Here is a 23,192-nt window from a genome sequence, read left to right on the forward strand (position 1 = left end):
TAATAATTTATTAAAAAACTGAATATACAATAACGATTGGTTGCTTGTTGCAAATCATTAACGCTATTTTAATGCTTAAAGTGCCTAATTCCACTAAACAACATAGTAATTCCCAGCTCGTTACATTTTTCAATGACGGCTTGGTCGCGAATAGAGCCGCCGGGCTGCACAATGGTTTTAATATGATGGCTTGCTGCCAATTCAACATTATCCGGAAAAGGGAAAAATGCATCAGAAACTAAAACAGTATCATTTAATTGGGCATCTACAAAGGCTGTACTATCATTTGTCGTCTTTTCACTTGAAACAGTTAGCTCGTAAATCAGGTTTTGCCTACATTTATCAAGGGCTAATTTGGTAGCAACTAAACGGTTAGGTTGGCCAGCGCCCATACCCAACAATTGAAGCCCTGTTGAGGTGCGGCGTACAATGGCAATGGCATTTGATTTTAAATGCGTTACTGCATTAATACCAAATTGAATTAGTTGGTAGTCGTTGGCATTATTGGTTGAGTTTTGGAGGTTGGTAACTATTTTTAGCTCGGTAAAAAATTGAGTATCGGGCGTTTGTTGTAACAGACCGCCTTCAACAAATCGGTAATCGGGGGTTGTAGCGATTTGGTTTATATGTGGGTAAGCTACTAAGCGAAGATCTTTGTGTTGTTGTAAATATTGAATTGCCTCGGGGGTAAAATTAGGTGCTACCACCACTTCAATAAATTTTCGTTGGCTGCGGTTTGGATGGTCGAGGGCAAAAAATTGGGCTGTTGCCAAATTGACAGTACAATTAAAGCCAATAATACCGCCAAATGCCGATACTGGGTCGCCTTGCCAAGCCAGTTCCAGAGCCTGCGGGGGGGTAGCTGCCTGTGCTAAACCGCAGGGGTTATTGTGTTTTACAACCGAGCAGGCAGGCAACTGGGTGGGTAAAAATCGAATAGCAGTTATAGCGGCTTGTATATCTAACAGGTTGTTGTATGATATTTCTTTGCCGTGCAATATTTTCATATCGGCGAGCGAGGATATTGCGTTGCGCATCCGGAAAAAAGTAGCTGGCTGGTGGCTATTCTCTCCGTAACGCAAGGGTTTAGCCTCGTCAAAAGCCAAACGCAAGCTGGGTTGGTTGGCTTGGGCATCAAAAACGGTTGCAATAGCCGAGTCGTAGTCGGCGGTATGATTAAACGCGCTTCGCATCAGGTTAAAACGGGTTTGGTAACTAAGTGCACCATTGTTTTCCTGTAGTTCTAAAATTATAGCTTGGTAATCGCTGGGTTTAGTAAGTACGGCCACATATTTAAAGTTTTTAGCGGCTGCACGTACCATTGTTGGTCCTCCGATATCAATATTTTCGATTAAAATGTCAAAATCAGCGCCGGCCTGGTGTTGTTTTTCAAAAGGGTATAAATTACAAACCACCAAATCAATAGGTGTAATATTGAGTTGGGCAGCTTCGGCAGCATCGCGGTGGCGGTCGAATAGCAAGGCCGAGCCGATGGCAAAAGATATGGTTTTCATTCGGCCACCAAATGCTTCGGGGTTGCCGGTAATTTGGCTAATATCGGTATAGGGTATATTGGCGGCTTGCAAGGTTTTGCCGGTGCCGCCCGTTGAAATTATTTCGCAGCCTTGCCGGTATAAGGTTTGCGCTAAGGGTATTAAATTTGTTTTGTCGGATACGCTTAATAAGGCGCGTTTTATTTGTAGTAGGTGGGCTGCCATGTAGGTAGAGGATTCAGCATATTATTTAAAATATATCCGGATGCGTAAAACGCAACTACAAAGTTACGGCTAATTTATGGCATCTGAAGCGATTTTACCCAAGCACCGCTACGCTAACAATGGTTTGTCTCGTTTAATAGTAAGCCATAATGCCGCCGAAACAGCTAACGATAGGGTTGCAATAGCGTAAACCAAGTGCATATCGCCAAAGTTTTTTAGGAGTTTTCCAAAAAATGCACTTACCAATATTTGTGGAATAACAACCGATAAATTAAAAATGCCCATATACCATCCGGTTTGGTTGGGATTAATTTTTTCGGTAACAATTGCAAACGGCAAACTTACTGTTGCGCCCCAGCCTATGCCAGCTATTAACATTCCGGCATATAAAGTGGTTGCACTCTGCCCGAAAAACCAAATAAATGCATAGGCTAATGCCATTACGGCAATACAAATATTGTGCGTTTTTATACGACCTATTTTTTTGCTGATAGGTAAAAACACTAAATTGGGCAGTAAAAAAGCAACTGAGTTAAGTATTAAAAAGGCTATATCAATAGTGCGCCCCGATGCATCTTTGTTGCCATTGGTTATATATTGTTCAATATAGGCGTAAGTAAATACAAACATAGTTTGAATACCCAGCCAGGTAAAACCATGTGCGGCATATATTTTTACTAATTCGGTCTGATTGGCTTTGGTTGTTGTCAATAAATTATCCGGATTAAGGTTGCTGTTTGGTTCTTCAGTGCTTAGGTATTTAGGCTCTTTAATAAACAAAACGGGCACGATTGAAAAAATCAGCACTAATATTATTCCCACATAAATAAGGTTGTATTTGCCCCATACTGCGCCAATAAAATAAGCCAAAACGCCAAAAAAGCCCGAAACTGTTTGCATAATAGTAAAACCTTTGGTGCGTTTTTCGCCCGGTGGGGTAACATCGGCAATTAGCGAGCGGGTGGGATTAAAGCTTACATTAATGGCTAAATCTAAGGTTAGGGCTACAATTAAGGCTGTTATTAATAAGCTGCCGCCACCAAAAAACTGCAAATTTGGCAAAAACCACAACATTAAAGCAGCCATAATACTGCCGGCAATAATATAGGGTCGGCGACGGCTGCCCATAAACCAGGTGCTGTCGCTAATTTTGCCCACACCCAGCTGACCAATAATTCCGGCCAATGGCCCTGCCAGCCATATATAGCCTACTTGGTCAATTTCTAAATGGTATTGCGTGGACATTATCCAGCTTAGTGCCGAAATTTGCACGCTAAGCGCAAAACCCATTGCAGTGGCAGGGAAACTTAGCAGGGTATAAAATGAGTTTGTAAGTTTTTTTTGGATGCTTAACATAAGCCGACAATAGTTTATTTACGTTTCTGATGATTTGGGTTGGGTTGGTTCACCTTGTTTAAATAATGGCAATTTTACGTAAAACGTAGAGCCAATGCCCATGGTTGAATTGAGCCAAATTTGCCCACCTGCTTCTTGTATCATATTTTTTGCCATAGAAAGTCCAATACCCATGCCCGAGCTTTTGGTGGTAAAATTTGGTAAAAATACTTTTTCTTTTTGCTCTTCGGGGATGCCTACGCCATTATCATTTACAGATACGAGGGCAAACTCGTTATTTTCGGTTGTTTCCAATAAAATATTTACCTCTCCTTTTCGGTCGTTAGGGATTGCCTGTATTGCATTTTTTATCAAATTATTAAATACACGCAGCAGTTGTTGTCTGTCGGCATAAACTGTAAGTGGCTCATCCGGAAGTTTTTTGGTTAGTGAAATAGTTTGGTTAACCTCAAAAACATCTAATCCGGTAGTTAATAACTCGTTTAAGTTAAGTTTTTCGTTAATTGGTGCGGGCATTTTGGCAAAAGACGAAAACTCGGAGGCGATGTGGGCAAGTAAATCAATTTGCTCTATTAAAGTATTTGTTACGCGGCTTGCAAGTTGGTTTACATCTTGCCGTTTTTCGACAATAGCTTTTTGCAGGTGTTGTATGCTTAGTTTCATGGGGGTTAGCGGGTTTTTAATTTCGTGGGCTACCTGTTTGGCAAAGTCTTGCCAGGCATTTATACGTTCGGCATCTTGCAAACGTTGGACGCTGTCCTCCAACAAATCAATGGTACGATTATATTGGTCAACTAAGCTGCCAATTTCATCTTTCCGGTTATAAATTAGTTTTTCGTTGCGCTGCCCCAAGCGCAATTGGTCTAACTTATCTCGAATCATATTAATAGGATTAGTAATGGAGCGGGCGAGGGCTATGGCTATGGTAGCACTAAGCACCAAGAGTACAACAAAAAAGTTAACGATGGCCACAAAAAAATTGACTTTTTGGGTGCGTAGGGCTTCGTTTTGTTCAAAATAGGGTAAATGCGCATAAGCCATGGCATTACCTTCGCGGTTTTTTATGGGCAAGTAGGCTGCCAAATAATTAAGTTCGCCAATTTTTTCGTTTAGGGTAAGTTGGTTGCGCTGGTTGCGTTTCATTTCAAGGTAGGCTTCGGGTTGCATCCGGTTAGAAACCAGGCCTTCTTCAAACAATATAGGTACAGAGCTTTGAATTAACATGCCCAATGTATCATATAAATTAATATCGTGGCCATGTATGGCGGCCAACTCGGTTAAAGTACGTTGCAGGGCTGTTGGGTTATTTAATAATCCTTGCGGTAAAGATGTATTGTTGCCATAATTTGATTCTGTCTCCAAAAAATCGGTTGTCGAATCTTTAAAATTCTCTTCTTCATTTTCTTCTTGAAGTTCTGCGTTGCTTATCAGGTCGTTTTGCTGGCTCGATGGGTTTTCGGTTTCGTTGTTATAATTGTCAATATTTCGTTGCAAAGCATAAACCATATCTTTGCGTGTTTTGGCTAAATTTGTTTTGTGCTGATTTTCGATATTCCGGAAAAGATATAGGAGGGTAAATACGCCAATTACAAATAATACTAATAATAAAAGGCCAATCAAATAAGTATTTATCCGGAAGTTAATAGTGGAAATTATATCGCGAAAAACGCTAAATTTAAAAGCAACTGGCTGCGTGGTGGCCAAATAGCTTGAAAACGAATGCAACATACTGAAGATACCTAACCCACAAAACAAATATGCAAATAATACAATAAAGTTAAGCCATACATTTTGATTAATTGTAACTATTACCGTTTTGCTTGCCGATTGGTGCGTAATTAAGTGCGAATAATTAAGGGTATTGTAGTAATATTTTTCGTTAATATAGTGTGCATTGTCTTTGTTTTCGCTACTTGCATTGAGGTTGTTGGTAATGGGTAAAAACTGATTGCTCAATTTGTATTCATAAGGAAACGAGCCGTCGTAGGTGCTTAATAGTCCATTTCTATAAATTGCATAGCTATAAACGTCTGCTGTTTTGGTATTTCTTAAGGAGTCGGAAATAAGTAGTTCGGGATAAACTTTTGATTTTGCATCCTGAATTTTAGACATTTCTATGATTAGGGAGCCTAATAATTTTTCGCCTTCGGGCATTTTTTCATCGCCCCAAACCGGCAGTTTGGCAATATAGTCGTAGTTGCCGGTTTTGGGGTTAATAAGCTGAAAAAGAAACGTATTTTGGGTAGGGATGGCAAATTTATCTAATTTTTCTTCGTAACTCAGGTTTTGCCCTTCGGTTTGTTGGTCAATATTTATTCCGTTTTGAATTCTATATACATTAATTTTATATTGATTAAAATAGTCATTAAGGTAAATTTTCCGGATCCGGTCTTCTAACTCTTTGCGGGGCAACATAAAATGATTGCTAAAATAGTTCCGGATGATATTATCTTCGGCTATAATTTTAATAGCTTGGCTTTGAAACAGCGATTCGGTAAGGGGGTCTTGTTCTCGAATAACCGTGCTTAAAAACTGCTCGCAATTGTTGTTTTCTAAATAATTAATATTATTCCAAACAACGCAAGTAACAAAAAAACTAATAAAACTTGAGAATATAATAGCCCGCATAATGCCCATTTCGGGCTTTTTTGTTTGAATAAACAAGGGCGAAGACAATACATATAAAAACAACCAAGCAAGCGTTACACCAAAAAAAGTATAATCTAAAGAAACAAATGAATAGTATTTAAAAAACAACAAAAAAGAGAACGCGCCACCTATCAAAGTATATATTATTTTTTCGTGCCATGTTGTTTTTAATCCATCTGCCATTGTAAGCAACCACAGTGTAACAAGGGCAAACGAGTAAATTAATAAAGAAAGCAATATAAAATTTAACAGTACCAGTACATTAAAGCTACCATATAAGTTTTGGGCAAAATATATATTTTCTTTGTTTATAACATAACTCAAATAACCTGAGGCAAAAAAGCTAAAAATCACTAAACAAAACATTACCAATGGTTTTAACCATTTATGTATTGCCGTGTGCTTGGTTGTCCATTTTATAAAATCCTCTCTATTGACATAAATGTACAAAGTTAAAATTGCAAATAATCCGGCCCAACAACACGCCAAATGTTTTTCTAATAATTTAGGTGAGAGTTGCGCAAACAAATTGAAATATTTCAAAAATATCCATCGAAACAGCAATACAAACATTAAACCCAAAGATAAAAACCCTAATAAAAATCCGCTGGCGTTTTTTATGTAATTTGAAATCCGCCAAATTACCAGCAACAAAACCAAAAACCCTAAAGTTACGATGGTCATCCACCACCAAGGCAGCGTTAAAGTGGCAGCTGTTTTTTCTGTCTCATTTAAATTTATTAATAAAAACTGCTTATCTATTTTAAGTGAAGCCCAAGCATTTGGCAGGTTTGCATTTAAGCTGTCGGCAGTAAATACAGAAAAACTAAACCCATTTATATTTGGTATCGTATTGTTTGTTTTATTTACTAAATACTGATTTGTTTTGAGATAATGATTTTGCAATAATAAGCCACCAAACAAAGTCGAGGGGGGTAAATCCGGATTAGGGTTTGCAATATCGCATCTAAATAATAAATAAAGACCATCGTTCAATAAGGTCAACATTTTTGGTTCCGGATTGCCATAAATAATGGCATCAGGTATTATTAAATGGCGGTTATTCCAATACGAAACGCCCTCGGCTGGGTAAACTAACAACGATAAATTGACATTTTTTAGCCTTTCGTTATCAGCTTCGGTAAAAGTACGGGTGGCTAATCGGCCAATAAGCGATGAGTCGGCGCAAATACCATTAAACAAAGATTCGGCACGGTCGAAATAGTTACTTAACGACTGCGTAAGTTGGGCAGGTTCAATTTTTTTGTTTAGCCAAACTGTATAAATACCAGCCGCCCCTACCAACAAGCAGGTAGCAACAAGCAATAATACTATTTGATGCCTCAACACGAATTAAAACCAGTTCTTTATATATACATTACTAAACTAATATTTGCTTGCAAACAAGCCAAAAATGGATTTGCTTTTTACCTTGTTTTTTGCGCATCGGCCAAAAACGCAGCCAAGCCTATATCGGTTAGCGGGTGTTTTAGCAGGCCTAAAATAGCACTTAAAGGGCAAGTTACGACATCTACCCCTAACTCGGCGCATTTTACAATATGCAAAGCACTGCGTATAGATGCTGCTAAAATTTGAGTATCAAAAGCATATTGGCTATAAATGGCTACCATCGATTCAATTAAATCCAAACCATCCCAATTGCTGTCGTCAATGCGGCCAATAAACGGCGAGACGTAGGTAGCACCTGCTTTGGCTGCTAAAATTGCCTGCCCCGCCGAGAATACTAAGGTGCAATTTGTTTTAATGCCTTGTTCGGTAAAATGCACCATCGCTTTAACACCGTCTTTAATCATGGGTACTTTTACTACAATTTTGGGCGACAAGGCAGCTAATTGTTTTCCTTCGCGCACAATCCCATCAAAATTAGTAGCAATTACCTCGGCACTAATATCGCCCTCTACAATTTTGCAAATATCTAAGTAATGTTGCAAAATTTTATCTTCGCCTTTAATGCCTTCTTTGGCAATTAACGAGGGGTTGGTGGTAACACCATCTAAAATACCCAACGAAGCAGCTTCGTGAATTTGGTCTAAATTGGCAGTATCAATAAAAAATTTCATAGGAAACAAGTTTATAATTAAGCCACAATATTAGCCAACTTTGCGCAATTATAAAAATTATTTATCTTTTGCTCTTTTCTATCCACAATAAAGGAATCGATTTTTTATAATGTTTATTTTCATATTAGTTTTTTATCCGGATAAGAAGACAAAATATTAACAAATAAATATGGTTTTGTCAAAAATTTAGCAATAAATAAGATTTAATGTAGTATTTTGCGTATGAATTGTTATATTTGCCCGGAAATAGAATTTTAAACACAATTTCTTTATATCTGCTTATTATTGATTTTCTACGTCAAAAATTTATTAATATGAGAAATAATATACGTATTTTAGGCTTTTTACTTTCGTTTTGCTTATGGCTGAATTTTACAAATATTTATGCCCAATTAGAAGTAACTCAGGAATCTGATGCCGAAAAATTAGCTAAAGCCTTTGTAGGTATTGGTCTTGAGGTTTCTAATGCCACACTTACCTGCCCCGAAGGAGGATCAGGTTTTTTTAACGGCGAGTTTACCAATTTAGGCATTAACGAAGGTATTGCCCTTTGCTCGGGCACCATTGATGAAATGCCCGGACCTAATGACGAAAGTGGTGCAACCGGCATAAATACCTGTGTTGATGGCGACCAGGATTTAAACGATATTATCATTGGTTTTACCACCAACGATGCCTGTATTTTGGAGTTTGACTTTATACCTTACTCCGAAAATTTGTCGTTTAATTACGTATTTGGCTCTGAAGAATATTTGGAGTATGTAGGAAGTAGTTTTAATGACGTTTTTGCCTTTTTTATCGAAGGGCCGGGCGTGCCGTTTCAAAATATTGCACTTATTCCGGGCACCACCGTTCCTGTTTCCATTAATAATCTAAACGATGCCTCAAACTCTGAATATTATGTGGACAATGGCAGTGGCTTCCCTGTTGACCCCAACTCGACAGTGCAATACGATGGCTTGACTGTGCAATTACAAGCTAAAATTAAAGTAACCCCCTGCGAAACCTACCACCTGAAATTAGCTATTGCCGATGCTGGCGACTGTGTACTCGACTCGGGTGTGTTTTTAGAGGCTGTAGTTTAAATACCGACTTTGTAGAAGTGCTAGCCTCCACCGTTTCAACTACTACCACCGATTTTGATAATATGGTAGAAGGTTGCGTGGACGGAAAGGTTAAATTTGTTGCCAATAATCCGGTTGAAGAGGATTTAGTACTGAGCTTTGAAATTGCCGGAACTGCTACCGAAGGCGAAGACTACGTTTCTTTTCCTAAAACTATTACCATACCAGCCGGACAACAAGAGGTTGAGTTTATAATTGATGGCATTGAAGACGGTTTGGCCGAAGGTGCTGAAAGTATTGTCATTAATTTCAACCTGCCACTTGGCTGCGATACCAGTTTTTTTCAAACTGCCACCTTAAATATTGAAGACTTAGTGCCTTTAACAGCCAGTGCCGACCAAACGCTTATTGAACCCGGCACCATTGTTACCCTTAGTGCAACGGGAGGCAGCGGCCAATACAAATGGATGCCTTCGGTAGGTTTAGGCACGCCCAACGAGGCCACTACCACCGCCATACCTTTGGCCACCACTACTTATACCGTACAAAGTATTGTCGGCTCGTGCATACTCGAAAAAGAGGTTACCATTTTTATTCAGGCCTGCAGCCCCGAAACCGACCCTGTTGTTGGCACTGTTTCGCTTAACGAAACCCATGCCTGCGCCGGCGATATTGTTGCCGCCACCACCAATGGCACGCTTTTACAAGCCGAAGATGCCCTTGCCTTTTACCTGCACAATAACCCCGACAGCGATTTTAATGCCCCCGGTTTTACCTTATACGATTCGAACTTATCCGGAAATTTTGCCAACGACGGCAGCTATCCGTACAATACTACCCTATATATTACGGCCATAGCCGCCGACTCGCTATCCAATGGCTACCCCGATTTAGCCGACCAATGTATTTCAATTAGTCCTGCCGCACCTATTGTATTTCTTCAACCCATAGAACCTGTTATTAATGCATACTGCGATTATTCAATAGGTCTTTACACTGTTGTTGCTTCGTTTAAAGGTGGCTATCCCCAATACGACAATACCAGCACCTACGAGGTAGCGGGTAATGCCACTACAATTTTAGCCTACCAAGAAACGGTAGAACTTAGTTTTCAAGAGGCCGAAACGTTTTTATGGGGTTTAACGGCCACCGATGTTATGGGCTGCCAGGGCGCTTATAGCGAAGAAGTACTATGTATTAAAACACCACTTGACCTCCTTACCTTTAGTGGCAAACCCCTGCAAAATGGCAACCAGCTTGATTGGGCAACTGCCACCGAGCAAAATATAGATTTTTACACGCTTAAAAGCAGTGCCAACAGCAAGAACAAGTTTGAAACTATAGCACAAATTGAGGCCAAAGACAATACCACCACAAACCAAAACGACTACCAGTTTATTGATATCGATGCTAAAGCACTTAACGCCACCACCACCTATTACCAACTATTTAGCACCGATGCCCTTAGTGGTCAAACGCAGTTATTGGCTACGGCAAGTATTAACCGCCAGCAACAACAAGTAGGCAACACCTTAAAAATTGCCGCCATTACCCCTTTAACCGATGGCAGCAACCAACTACTGTTTAACCAAGCCACCTCACAAGCCACTCAACTAAGTGTTTACGATGTAAGCGCACGTCAGGTAGTAAATCAAACCTTGGCGCAAGGCATTACCACTGCTAATTTTACCCTGCCAAACGCTGGTAGCAGTGGTGTTTACTTTGTAACTGTTACCAATGGCCAGCAAACCGATACAAAACGATTTGTAAGGTAAACAAACAGTTTTATTTGATGAGATTGCTGATAAAACTAAAAACCAATTAGCAGTCGCAAGAAAAAAAATCCGGATGAACGATATAAATTTTGTGCATCCGGATTTTTTTAATTTATTTATGTCTTACTTATATTATTCTGTTATCACCCGTTTATTTTAAAAACAATTTATCTAAATCGGCAAAATGCCAGGTAATAAAGGTGTATTTACCCATTGGCGAATATTGTGGTTCGTTGCAGGCAAACAACAAATCAATTAAGTGCTGCATTTCTGCAGGGGCTAATTTTTGACCTTGTTTTATGCTTTTATTGCGTGCTAAGGCCATTGCCAATTTTTCGCGCTGGGGCAAATTAGATAAAGTTTGTTGCTGTTTAAACTGTTCAATAAGTTGTTCAAAGTGAGGTGTATTGTCGGTAACAAGTTGCGCGACCAAATCAGATGGGACACCATTTACGGCAAAACTGTTGTTTGATAGTTGCGTTATGTTATAACCTAAATGGCTAAGCATGGGTAATAATCCGGCCATAAGTGTGGCATCGGCGGGGTTTAAATTTATAGTTTCGGGAAAAAGTAGTTGTTGCGAAGCGCCGGCGGCATCGTGCAAGTGTTGATTAAATCGCTCGTACAAAACACGTTCGTGGGCAGCTTGTTGGTCTATTAACAACATTCCTGATTTTATTGCAACCAATATATATTTATTATGTATTTGTACGGGTAATGGTTTGTCGGTATAATTTAGGTCAAGTTGGGGCCGTAATGCAGTGTTATAGCCTTCGCTTTGCAATAAAATTGTTTGAGTTGTATTTAATGAGGACGGATTGTTTGGCCGTAGTTGTTGATGGATGTTATCGTTATTAATTGCCTCATTTTCATCCGGATAATTAGCTTGTTTACTAAGGTTATCGAAATCGGGCTCGACATCATTATTGGTTTTAAATGCATCTTGCCAATTTTTCGGAACTTTATTTTTTTGATAATTTGATTGTGGATATTTTGAGGGGATACTAATTATATGAGGCAACGATGTTTGGCTGTTTTCTTCCTCTGTATCGTTTTTATCATATTCATCCTTATTAGGTTTTTGCTGTTGCTGAGTTATTGGTTTGGGTGAGAAAGTGCCAAAGGGCATATTTACGTCTGATTCAAAATCAAGAGTTGGTGTTAGGCTATGTACGCCTAAAGCACGCCGAACGGCTGCATTTAAAACACTATATACCATGCGCTCATCGTCAAATTTTATTTCTTGTTTGGTGGGGTGGACATTTACATCTATTTTAGCGGGGTCTATATCAATAAATATAAACCAAGCCGGAATAGCCTTTGAGGGCAATAGTTTTTCGTAGGCATTTTGGACCGCGTGGTTTAGGTAGTAACTTTTTACAAAACGGCTATTGACAAAAAAGAATTGTTCGCCGCGTGTTTTACGTGCAAATTCTGGCTTACCAACAAAGCCAAAAATCCGGATGTGGTCGGTAGTTTCTTCAAGTGGTACTATTCGCTCGTTAAAACCATTCCCCATAAGTGCAACAATGCGTTTTCGCAAATTGCCAGTTGTTAGGTGAAAAACCTCAGCAGGGCCGTCGTAAAGTGCAAAGTGCAGGTCGGGGCGGGTAAGTGCTACTCGTTGAAATTCGTCTATAATATGTGCTTTTTCTACCGTATTATTTTTTAAAAAATGTTTACGGGCTGGTACCGAGAAAAACAAATTTTTTACGGCAATACTTGTTCCAGGTGGGCATTGGCAAGGCTCTTGTATTAATATTTTGCTGTCTTCAACTACAATTCGTGTACCTAAGTCGGCATTATGTTGGCGGGTTTTAAGTTCAACGTGGGCAACGGCGGCTATTGAGGCTAAGGCTTCGCCTCTAAACCCAAGTGTACGCAAAGCAAATAAATCGTTGACGGTATTTATTTTTGAGGTGGCGTGTCGTTCAAAGCACATCCGTGCATCCGTTTCGCTCATACCTTTGCCGTTGTCGTTCACCATTATAAGGGTTTTTCCGGCATCGCGCAGATACAGTTTAATTTCGGTAGCGCCGGCATCTATACTGTTTTCGAGCAGTTCTTTTACCACCGATGAAGGTCGTTGTACTACTTCGCCGGCGGCAATTTGGTTGGCTAAGGCATCGGGCAGCAGCTTAATAATATCAGTGGTATTTGACATGGGAAGGCAGACGGCAGCTATTTTTGCAAATTAGTACTATTTTACTTACAAAGGTAAAACTTATAAGCATAGCAGGGAGTGTTGTGGGTAAATTATCAGTTTGATGTAAATTTTGGTCGTTTGACCAATTCACAGACCAAACCCAAGCATCCTTAATTAAGATGCTTGGGTTTGGTATTTCATATCCGGAAGAAGAATAGAGTCCCCCTCAAAAATTTACAAATTTTTCACCTCGCTAACCAAGCCTTCGAGTGTTTTTTTAGCATCGCCAAACAACATACGTGTTTTAGGTTTAAAAAACAACTCGTTTTCAATTCCAGCATAACCTTTGCCCATACTGCGTTTCATTACAATAATATTTTGGGCTTTTTCGGCTTGGATGATGGGCATACCATAAATTGGGCTTGAGGGGTCGGTTTCGGCGGCGGGGTTTACCACATCGTTTGCGCCTATTATAATTACTACAGTGGTATTTGGCATTTGGTCGTTTACATCTTCCATTTCTAACAGTTTAGGGTATGGAACATCGGCTTCGGCCAAAAGTACGTTCATGTGCCCGGGCATACGACCTGCTACGGGGTGGATGCCATAAAACACGTCAACGCCTTTTTCTTCGAGGGCTTTTTCAAAACTGTGGCAAATATGTTGGGCTTGTGCTACGGCAAGGCCATATCCGGGTACAATACACACTTTTGAAGCATAGGTGCATAAAATTGCTGTATCGGTTAAGGTAATTTCTTTTACCACTTGGTCGCCGGCAGCTTTAGTACCGGCAGCACCGCTACTACCAAACGAGCCTATAATTACGTTTAACAACGAGCGGTTCATGGCTTTGCACATTAAAATAGTTAAAATAGTACCAGCCGAACCAACTAAAATGCCACCCGTTAGCATTACATTATTATCATATAAAAAGCCGCCAAACGCTGCGGCAACGCCTGTAAACGAGTTAAGCAGCGATATTACTACTGGCATATCGGCACCGCCAATAGGCATTACAAACAATACACCGTACAATAACGATATACCTAACAACAACCATATAATATTAGTACCTAACAAAGCGGGGTTAAAGATACCTACAACTATTAAGGCTAAAATAGCTAATAAAAGGATGTTGTTGAGGTAAGTGAGTGCTTTGGCACTAATATCTTTAATTTTTTCATCTAATTTGCCATAGGCTACCATACTGCCACTAAACGAAACGCTGCCAATGGCTAATCCGGGCAAAACTACTGCGGCAAAACCCGGGGTTATGTTTCCACCATTCAAATTATATTCAATTATTGAAATAATAGCTGCGCAAGCACCACCCATACCATTAAAAAACGACACCATTTGGGGCATGGCGGTCATTTTTACTTTCATAGCCATTAAATAGCCAAGGACCGTTCCTATACCCATGGCAACAATAATTAACGGCAAATTGTGCACCATACCGCCATCTTTTCCGCCAAAAAACAAAGTGGCTATAATAGCTAAACCCATTCCTATGGCAGCAAAGATATTGCCTTTACGTGCCGAATCAGGGCTACTAAGCATTTTCAAGCCCACAATAAAAGATATAGAACCAATTAAATAGGATATTTCAAGTAAAAAAGCGTTCATAAAGTACTAAAAATGAAGATAGTGGTTTGCAAAGGTAAAACAACGGGCAAGCGAGAAAGTAATTTTTATTTATATTTTATTTAATTTTCATTATCCGGATAGTTTTTTACCTTCAATATTCCATTATTCAATTCAATTTACTCCGGATATTTCAAGTATAATATTATTTTTTAACGGCAGGTTTACGTTTAAACATTTCGAGCATTCGATTGGTAACTACAAATCCACCAACCACGTTTAAAGTGCCAAGTATAACCCCAACAAAGCCCAAAATAAGCGCTAAATAGTTATTGGGGTCGGCGTGACCCATTACCAAAATTGCCCCTACTATTACAACACCATGTATGGCATTAGCCCCAGACATTAGTGGGGTGTGTAATACGGCTGGAACGTTGGCAATTACCTCAATACCCAGAAAAATTGATAATATTAGAACGTAAACAAATTCTTTATTTTGGATGAAAATTTCAATGATGGGTTGCATATATTTGGTTGTTATGTTGTTAGTTAGTTGTTGGTTTTTGGCTGGTGACTATTGGCTATTGGCTATTGGCTATTGGCTATTGGCTATTGGCTGATGGCTATTGGCTGATGGCTATTGGCTGATGGCTATTGGCTGATGGCTATTGGTAAGTTTATAATCCGTAGGCATTGCGGGCGCGCTCGTTTACAATTTGTCCATCGCGGCATAGGCAGGTGCCGGCAACAATGTCATCATTATAGTTAAGGTTTAGTGCGCCTTCTTTGGTAATTATGAGTTTTAAAAAATTATGTACATTTTTGGCAAACATTTTACTTGCGTCGGTAGGTAGCGAGGCGGCAAGGTTTGAGTCGCCTATAATACAAACCCCATTTTGATATATGGTTTGGTTGTTTTGGGTTAGTTCGCAATTTCCTCCTGTTGAGGCGGCCATATCAATTACTACTGCGCCGGGTTTCATTTGGGTAACGGTAGCACTGCGCAACAAAACTGGTGCCTTACGCCCAGGTATTTGAGCAGTACAAATAACTACGTCTGCCTTTGCTGCGTGTTCTTGCACGACTGCTTCCTGGCGTTTTTTAAATTCTTCGCTTTGTTCTACGGCATACCCTCCGGCAGATTTGTCGTCTGCTGCACCTTCAACATCAACAAATTTTGCACCTAAGCTTAATACCTCTTCTTTGGCAGCGGCTCTAACGTCAAAGGCCTCAACAACTGCCCCTAAACGGCGGGCAGTGGCAATAGCTTGTAAACCTGCAACACCGGCGCCAAGAACTAATACTTTAGCAGGGGTAACAGTGCCGGCTGCGGTCATAAACATCGGGAAAAACTTTGGCAAATGGCCGGCTGCCACCAAAACCGCTTTGTATCCGGCAATGGTAGCCATACTCGATAATACATCCATTGCCTGTGCGCGGGTAGTGCGGGGTATAATATCTAAGCTAAATACGGTAACGCCCCGTTCAGCCAGTTTGGTGGCCGTTTCTTTATTGGCTAACGCATTTAAATTAGCTATAAACACTTGCTCTTTGTTTAACATGGCTAAAACATTATCGGTCGGCTGTCCAACACCAATTACTACTTGGGCCTGCATCACCTCGTTTAAATTGCCAATTTTAGCGCCTTTTTCTTCGTACTCGCTGTTAGCGTGGTGGGCATTAAATCCGGCATTATCTTCAACAATAACAACGGCTCCCATTTTTACTAATTGCCCTGCTATTTCGGGGGTTATGGCTACGCGGCGTTCTTCGCCAGTTTCTTTTAATACACCAATAGTTGTCATATATATTGTATGTGTTATACTGCCATTTATGTGGTTTATTGAATGGCAGCGCGAAAGTACGCAAAAATGGATAAACTTTGGTGTTAAAACACAAAAAAAACCAAATACGTTTTTAATTTGACCGCTTATTGCCCTAATAAAGCACATCCGGAAAATAAATTAGGCCTAATTTTGCTTCGCTGATGGTTCTATTTTGCAGCATAGAAAAAAATATTAATATAAACTTCATAAATCAATTTATTAATTAAATCATTTAAACTATCCATAGGTTAGTGATTTTATTTAGTGAATTATAATTTACTTTTATTTAACACATGTTTTATCCGGATAAAAAAAATAAAACAATTCGAAAAGTAACTAATTTAATCATAATTGCCACAGTTACTTTATTTACGCTAACCAAATGTGCCAACAAGGTGGCGCCCGTTGGTGGCGATAAAGACATCAAAGGCCCCGATATAGTAGTTACTAACCCAACAAATAAAAGTTTGCAGTTTGCCGGCAAAACCCTTGAACTTCGCTTCGATGAATTTGTAAAACTTCAAAACGAACAGGACGAAATTATTATCTCGCCGCCGCCAACCGAAAAACCTTCGTTTGTACTGCGAGGAAAAACCTTACAAATTAAATTTAAAGAGCCCTTGCAAACAAACACAACCTATACCATTACCATGGGCGATGCCGTGAAAGATATTACCGAAAACAATCCGGCAGCCAAAAGTATATTTAGTTTTTCGACCGGAAGCACCCTCGATACACTTTTTTTAGCAGGAACAGTAAAAAAAACACCCAGTGCCGAACCCGCCGACAAAACTTTTGTTGGCTTGTACCCTTATGATGCCGACTCGAATTTTACTAAACGCCCTCCCTTGTATTTAGCTCGTACCGATGCAAAAGGTAAGTATTTATTACAAGGCATTGCGCCGGGCAAATATCGGTTAGTGGCTTTTAGCGACCAAAATTTTAATTTGTATTTCGACCTTCCAAACGAGCAAATTGCTTTTGCTACCGATGCCGTTACCCCCGATACTACTCAAAAAAATATACCCAATTTAAACCTGTTTAGTGAGGGCTTTAACACACCCAAAGTAATGACCAAGGGCAGCAATATTTTTGGCCGCCTTGATTTAGTGTACGACCAGCGCGTTGATACCCTCGATATTACCCCCTTGTATTGGCAGCCCAATAAAGGCGACTTTTTAGTGCTAAAAAACACAACCCTCGACACCATTAATATATGGTACAGAAACCTGCCAAAAAATACCGATAGCTTGATAATTGTGGCTAAAGGCAGCAATAATTACCAAGATACCATAAAATTTTTAACCCTGCCCGGATTAGAAGACCTTGACGATATAAATTTTACCGGAAACATATCGGGGCGCGGTGTGGGGGTAATTACACCCTACCAAACTATAAATTTGCTGTTTAACCACCCCATTGAACGCTACGACTCTACTAAAATACAGCTTTTAGAAAACGATAAGCCCATAGATTTAACCGGAAAACTGTATCTAAACCCGAACAACCCTAAACGATTTAGCATTAATTACCCTGCAAAGCCCGACCATACCTACGAACTTATATTTTTAAAAGAATCGTTTACCGACTTTTTCAATATTTTAATTCCGGAAATAAAACGACCTTTTAAAGTAAATCCGGAAAATTTTTATGGCAATTTACAAGTAAACTTATCAAATTATAACCCTGATTACAATTATATAGCCACCTTAAAATCGAACAATAAAATACTAACCGAGCAAGTTGTTACAAATGGCAAATGGGTTGTAAACTGGCTAAAACCCGGCAATTTGCAAATAATTGTAACCGAAGACAGAAATAAAAATAACCGCTGGACAACCGGATTTTGGCGCACTAAAACACAACCCGAACGAACTTTTAGCACCCCGCAACCAACGGTAATTCAAGCCAACTGGGATACAGAGGTAACAATAGATGTGCAGTAAACAGCAAATAGATTAAATTTTAACAAAATGTGTTGTTTATATTTTACTTAATTTTGCTTTAAGCCAAAAATCGGCCATAACGAGCGCCGCCATTGCCTCAACAATAGGCACAGCGCGAGGCAAAACACAAGCATCGTGGCGGCCTTTGCCTTGCATTTTTACCGCTTCGCCTTGCTGATTGACGGTATTTTGTGTTTGCATAAGTGTAGCCACTGGTTTAAATGCCACCTTAAAATAAATATCCATACCATTTGTGATGCCGCCCTGTATTCCCCCCGAATTATTCGTTAAAGTAACGATTTGATTAGTTTGTGGATGGGTTGTAAACACATCGTTATGCTGCGAGCCAAGCATAGCTGCCCCAGCAAACCCCGACCCATACTCGAAGCCCTTAACGGCATTAATGCTCAACATAGCTGCACTTAGCTGCGCCTGCAATTTATCGAAAACAGGCTCGCCAAGCCCAACGGGGCAGCCAGTTATTAGGCCTGTAATACAGCCGCCAACAGTATCGCCATTGGCGCAGACCTGATTAATTAGGGCTTCCATAGCAGCGGCTGTAGGCAGGTGGGGGCAGCGTACCAAATTTGTTTCGGTTTGGGCAAGGTCAAGTTGGTGGTAGGGCAGCGGTACGGTTATTTGGCCAACCTGACTAACATAGGCTGTTACTAAAATATTAGTTGCTTGTGTAAGCAAAGCTTTGGCAACTGCCCCGGCGGCTACGCGGGCTGCCGTTTCGCGGGCCGATGCGCGCCCGCCCCCGCGGTGGTCGCGGTGTTGGTATTTGGTTTGCCAAGTAAAATCGGCGTGTGAGGGGCGGTAAATTTGTTGCCATTCGGCATAATCGGCCTGGCGTTGGTTTTGGTTTTGTATGAGCAAGGCAATGGGCGAGCCAAGTGTTTTGCCTTCATACAATCCGGATAAAATTTGTACCGTATCGGCTTCGTTGCGCTGTGTTACAATGGCCGATTGCCCCGGTCGCCGCCTGTCTAAATCGTATTGTATTTGTTCTATAGATAGAGTAACTCCTGCCGGGCAGCCATCAATAACAACGCCAATAGCAGCCCCGTGCGACTCGCCAAAAGTGGTTATTCTAAATATATCGCCAAAACTATTGCCCGCCATAAATCAAAACAAATTAATTGTACTGTATTTAGAAAAAGAAAATACAAAGATATATCCAGAAAAGTTTAGAAACGGTTTATTATATCAGAACTTAATTAATCCGGAGAAAACCCGGATTATTTGCTCCGGATATTTATTTTTTTGAATTTCGCATAGCTTTCACCTTTTTTATTTCCGGATTTTTTAAAAATTGTTCATACTCTTTTGTTTCTATGGCATAAATGGCAATTTTTCCTTCGGAATTAGCATGAATACCAAAACCAAAGCGTTTAGCTAAGGGAGAAGTTCTAAAACAAGGATGCCCCTTTGAAAAAAAGTCTTTACGTGCTTGTTCTAATGCCTCGCTATTTAAGTTGTTTTTATTGGCGTACACATCAAATAAAACATCATCAGAAGTAAATTGATAAGGCTTGTTTTCTAAAATTTGGTACTGCATTTGGGCTATTGTTGATTGGCCTTTTTTTGCTTGCGGAGTTTGGGCAACGGCAGCAGGGCAATCATCGGCTACTTGGATGAAAGTGTTAAAATAATTAGTTGAATGTGTTTTCATTACGACCTTATATGATTATTACGAGCGGAGTTTTTAATGCTGTTTAATTATCCGGCAAAAAGTAGGGTGCAAATATAGGCAAAACATCTAAACCATTTAAAATTTTGGGCACAACAAACCCGTTTGATTTCTGTACATCAATTATATTATTGAAAATGGTGTACCTTTGCCAAAAAAAATACCATGTCGAATATATGGCCTTTTGTGGCACAGTCCTTTATTTTAGCTTCGCAATCGCCGCGCCGGCAAAGCCTAATGCAAACTTGTGGTTTTAGGTTTACTGTGCAGGTGCAACCTACCGCCGAAGACTGGCCTGCCCACCTACAACACGCTGATATTGCAATGCACATAGCCACTCAAAAAGCCTTGGCAGTTGCAAATACCGCCCAACAAACCCCGCAACAACAACCAATAGTAAGCGCCGATACCATTGTACTGTTAGACAATACCGTTGTTTTAGGCAAGCCCGAAAATGCCAGCCATGCTTACGAAATGCTAAATCAGTTGGCAGGGCAAACCCATTCTGTTATTACCGGCATGTGCTTGTTGTGGCAAAACCGGCAGCATACTTTTTATGAGGAAACACTGGTAGAATTTAATACCCTAAGCCCCGAGCAAATACATTGGTATATAGATAATTGCCAGCCATACGACAAAGCCGGCAGCTATGCCATCCAAGAATGGATTGGTATGGTGGGCATCAAAAGTATATCCGGATGTTATTATAACGTCATGGGATTGCCACTAAGCAGGTTTAGTTTGGAATACCGCAATTTTTTAGACCAATGTCTATTGTAAAAGCTATTTGCCTCTAAACAACAAAAATAGGTTAATTTTGTGGCTTAAATTCTGTAACTTGCTTTTTAATTGGCAACAAAATAGCTATTTAAACCTTGTTACCTTTTATTGGTTTATAAATATTTAGTAGCTAATTCTTCGGTTTAGCACAATAAAAGTATATTTCTTCTTAAATTATCACATTAATAGCTGAAAGATATGTTAGATGCTTGTTTTCGTAATCACAGATGGGTTTCGTTGTTTTTTTTATTTCTATTATTATTTGGGGGCATGGCCACACAAAACAAAGCAAATGCACAAGTACAAAGCGACGAAATTGAAAAAAAATTAACCGAAGCCAATGCGTTATATCAAAATTTAGCTTTTGAGCAGGCTATTGAAGTTTACCGAGACGTGTTGTTACTTGACAACTCGCGCGAGGCAAAAATAAAATTAGCAAATTGTTACCGGCTTACTCAAAATTTTGCCAAAGCCGAGTATTGGTACAAACTGCTTATTAACGAGGTAGCCGACCCTATTTTTAAACTGCAATATGCCCAAGTTTTGCAAAGTAATGGTAAATGCGACCAAGCATATTCGTATTTTTTGGCTTACGCACAGTTTGACGTTTGGGGCAAAGAGTTGGCCAAAGGCTGCGAAAACAATACTATCGAATACTTAAACAGCAAAACAGACGACTACACAGTTTCGCCACTTTCCATCAACTCGCGTGGAAACGACTATGGTATAGTTATAGCAAGGGCAGGCTTGGTGTTTGCCAGCAACCGCGACAAACCAATGGGAAAAGATGGGCTTCCGGCAGATAAAGGCAAGTATTTAGACTTGTTTTCGGTGGATATTCGCCCCGACAAATCGTATAGCGACCCCCAAAAATTACGTGGCGCTGTTAACACCCCCCTTAACGATGGCCCCGCCACCCTAACCCGCGATGGCAAAACTATTTGTTATACCAGTAATTACTCGGGGCGCAACAGCAAAAGCGACGGAACAGTAAAGTTAGGTCTGTTTTTTTCGACTCAGGTACCGCAAACAGATAAATGGAGCGCGCCCACCGCCTTTATTTATAACAATATTGATTACAGCGTGGTGCATCCTTATTTTAGTCCGGATGGCAATAATTTGTACTTTTCATCAGATATGCCGGGTGGGCAAGGTGGTTTTGATTTGTACGTCTCAACCCGAATTGACACCAGTTGGAGCAGACCCATTAATTTAGGGTCTGCTATCAACACGCCCGGAAACGAAACCTTTCCGTACATACACGCAGACGGATCTTTATATTTTTCGTCGGATGGATTTGCTGGCTTGGGTGGCAAAGATATTTTTAGTGCAAAAGCTACGGGGTCCGGATGGCAAAAACCCCGCAACTTAGGCGCGCCATTTAATTCAAACCGAGATGATTTTGGACTTTTAGCCAATGTCGATCTTTCGAGGGGGTATTTTTGCTCAAACCGACCCGGAAGTTTTGGGGGAGATGATATTTATACATTTCAAACAATACAAATCACGCCCGAACATCAAGCCGGTACGCAAATAAATCCGGAAATAACGAGTGCCAACAACTTACCTCCTACTGAACTTACGGCCCTATTGCTTAACGACCCGTTAAAACTCGAAAAAATACAATTTGCTGCCGGCGACTGGAAACTAATAGAATCTACTAAAACCAATTTGGATAAAGTTTATACGTTTTTACAGCAGTACCCTACGGCAGGCGTGTCGCTTGAAGCACACAGCGAAGCGCGCGGCGATGACAGAATTAACCAAACAGTTACCCAAAACCGCGCAAATGCCGCCCGCGATTATTTGTTACTTAAAGGCATTGCACCCACACGGGTAATGGCCATTGGGTTCGGCGAACGGCAGCTAATTAACCGATGCGCTAATAATGTGCCTTGTACCGAAACCGAACACCAAGAAAACAACCGCTTTGAAGTGCGGCTAACTACCCAACCCGGCGACAATGTTTTAGTGGCAGTCCTTACACCGCCACCGCCACCCATTGCCAAACCCGATACTATAATTGATAGCTTGGGTAATATTACACTTGTTTTACCCCCAACGGCAATTGAGAATAAACCTGCGCCACCTAAATTAATTTTAAACAGCGCACCTATAATTGAGTATGATATTTTTGGAAATCAACTTCCGGTAGTACAAACAAAAAACATTAATTTGCCTACCCCACCAACACCAGTTGATACTACTGCAACTATTTTGCCTAATATCATCAACAACGACACTCCGCTACTTGACCCACAACTGCCCGATTATCGTTTTAAATTAGTAATTGGGCCATTTAAAGAAATGAACAACGATATTTTTTACCGTTTTAAAGAACTTTTTCCGGATATTGAACAAGAGTACAGCGTAAAAGGTATGCAATTAACCACTCAAGAAATTAGCTCACTAACCGATGCCGAGTATAAGGCAGATTTGGCCAAACAAAATGATGCTCCTAAAACAAAAATAATACCTTATTTAGATGGGCAACCTGTTGATATAAGCATAAAAAAGCTTAAAAAATTAGGTGTGAAATAATTTTATCACACAACTAAGGGGTAGCAGCTTAAC

The 23,192-nt window shown here is 40.2% G+C and carries 15 protein-coding genes; 5 read left to right on the top strand and 10 right to left on the bottom strand.

Annotated elements, in window-relative coordinates:
- Positions 1-68 precede the first annotated feature (68 nt).
- The 4 genes from purH to fsa form a co-directional block, all read right to left on the bottom strand.
- Positions 69-1,718: a bifunctional phosphoribosylaminoimidazolecarboxamide formyltransferase/IMP cyclohydrolase gene (purH, locus tag IPI59_15350; GenBank protein MBK7528872.1), complete on the bottom strand. Its 1,650-nt coding sequence runs from the start codon at positions 1,716-1,718 to the stop codon at positions 69-71.
- A gap of 108 nt (positions 1,719-1,826) precedes the next feature.
- The gene (locus IPI59_15355) at positions 1,827-3,074 is read right to left on the bottom strand and encodes an MFS transporter (GenBank protein MBK7528873.1); all 1,248 of its coding nucleotides are present in this window, start codon (positions 3,072-3,074) and stop codon (positions 1,827-1,829) included.
- 18 nt (positions 3,075-3,092) lie between these two features.
- Positions 3,093-7,070 (bottom strand): GHKL domain-containing protein, encoded by a 3,978-nt coding sequence (locus IPI59_15360; GenBank protein ID MBK7528874.1) that lies wholly within the window; start codon positions 7,068-7,070, stop codon positions 3,093-3,095.
- Between the two features lie 80 nt (positions 7,071-7,150).
- Positions 7,151-7,804, bottom strand: coding sequence for a fructose-6-phosphate aldolase (gene fsa, locus IPI59_15365; protein MBK7528875.1), 654 nt, complete (start codon positions 7,802-7,804; stop codon positions 7,151-7,153).
- A gap of 314 nt (positions 7,805-8,118) precedes the next feature.
- Between fsa and IPI59_15370 the strand changes: the two genes are divergently transcribed.
- Complete coding sequence (locus IPI59_15370) at positions 8,119-8,889, top strand: choice-of-anchor L domain-containing protein (GenBank protein MBK7528876.1); 771 nt, start codon at positions 8,119-8,121, stop codon at positions 8,887-8,889.
- Positions 8,890-8,906: 17 nt separating this feature from the next.
- Positions 8,907-10,643, top strand: coding sequence for a T9SS type A sorting domain-containing protein (locus IPI59_15375; protein ID MBK7528877.1), 1,737 nt, complete (start codon positions 8,907-8,909; stop codon positions 10,641-10,643).
- 151 nt (positions 10,644-10,794) lie between these two features.
- Here the strand turns inward: IPI59_15375 and mutL are convergent, their stop codons facing one another.
- From mutL to IPI59_15395, 4 genes are all read right to left on the bottom strand, one after another.
- Positions 10,795-12,807, bottom strand: a complete 2,013-nt coding sequence (gene mutL, locus IPI59_15380; protein ID MBK7528878.1) for a DNA mismatch repair endonuclease MutL — start codon at positions 12,805-12,807, stop codon at positions 10,795-10,797.
- 216 nt (positions 12,808-13,023) lie between these two features.
- Positions 13,024-14,415: an NAD(P)(+) transhydrogenase (Re/Si-specific) subunit beta gene (locus IPI59_15385; protein ID MBK7528879.1), complete on the bottom strand. Its 1,392-nt coding sequence runs from the start codon at positions 14,413-14,415 to the stop codon at positions 13,024-13,026.
- A 163-nt stretch (positions 14,416-14,578) separates the two neighbouring features.
- Positions 14,579-14,899, bottom strand: coding sequence for an NAD(P) transhydrogenase subunit alpha (locus IPI59_15390; protein ID MBK7528880.1), 321 nt, complete (start codon positions 14,897-14,899; stop codon positions 14,579-14,581).
- 151 nt (positions 14,900-15,050) lie between these two features.
- Positions 15,051-16,178, bottom strand: coding sequence for a Re/Si-specific NAD(P)(+) transhydrogenase subunit alpha (locus IPI59_15395; protein MBK7528881.1), 1,128 nt, complete (start codon positions 16,176-16,178; stop codon positions 15,051-15,053).
- A gap of 314 nt (positions 16,179-16,492) precedes the next feature.
- Between IPI59_15395 and IPI59_15400 the strand changes: the two genes are divergently transcribed.
- Positions 16,493-18,145 (top strand): Ig-like domain-containing protein, encoded by a 1,653-nt coding sequence (locus IPI59_15400; GenBank protein ID MBK7528882.1) that lies wholly within the window; start codon positions 16,493-16,495, stop codon positions 18,143-18,145.
- A gap of 36 nt (positions 18,146-18,181) precedes the next feature.
- On the opposite strand, the gene aroC is transcribed toward IPI59_15400, so the two are convergent.
- Both aroC and IPI59_15410 read right to left on the bottom strand, forming a co-directional pair.
- Positions 18,182-19,270, bottom strand: coding sequence for a chorismate synthase (gene aroC / locus IPI59_15405; GenBank protein ID MBK7528883.1), 1,089 nt, complete (start codon positions 19,268-19,270; stop codon positions 18,182-18,184).
- A gap of 133 nt (positions 19,271-19,403) precedes the next feature.
- A complete protein-coding gene (locus tag IPI59_15410; protein ID MBK7528884.1) occupies positions 19,404-19,820 on the bottom strand; it encodes a hypothetical protein in 417 nt (138 codons plus the stop codon).
- 183 nt (positions 19,821-20,003) lie between these two features.
- On the opposite strand from IPI59_15410, the gene maf reads away from it, so the two are divergent.
- Together maf and IPI59_15420 are read left to right on the top strand one after the other, a co-directional pair.
- On the top strand, positions 20,004-20,618 hold the full coding sequence (maf, locus tag IPI59_15415; protein ID MBK7528885.1) for a septum formation protein Maf: 615 nt from the start codon (positions 20,004-20,006) through the stop codon (positions 20,616-20,618).
- A gap of 270 nt (positions 20,619-20,888) precedes the next feature.
- Positions 20,889-23,159, top strand: a complete 2,271-nt coding sequence (locus IPI59_15420; protein MBK7528886.1) for a PD40 domain-containing protein — start codon at positions 20,889-20,891, stop codon at positions 23,157-23,159.
- Positions 23,160-23,192 lie beyond the last annotated feature (33 nt).

Source organism: Sphingobacteriales bacterium (genome assembly GCA_016706405.1).
Classification (GTDB): Bacteria; Bacteroidota; Bacteroidia; order Chitinophagales; family UBA2359; genus BJ6.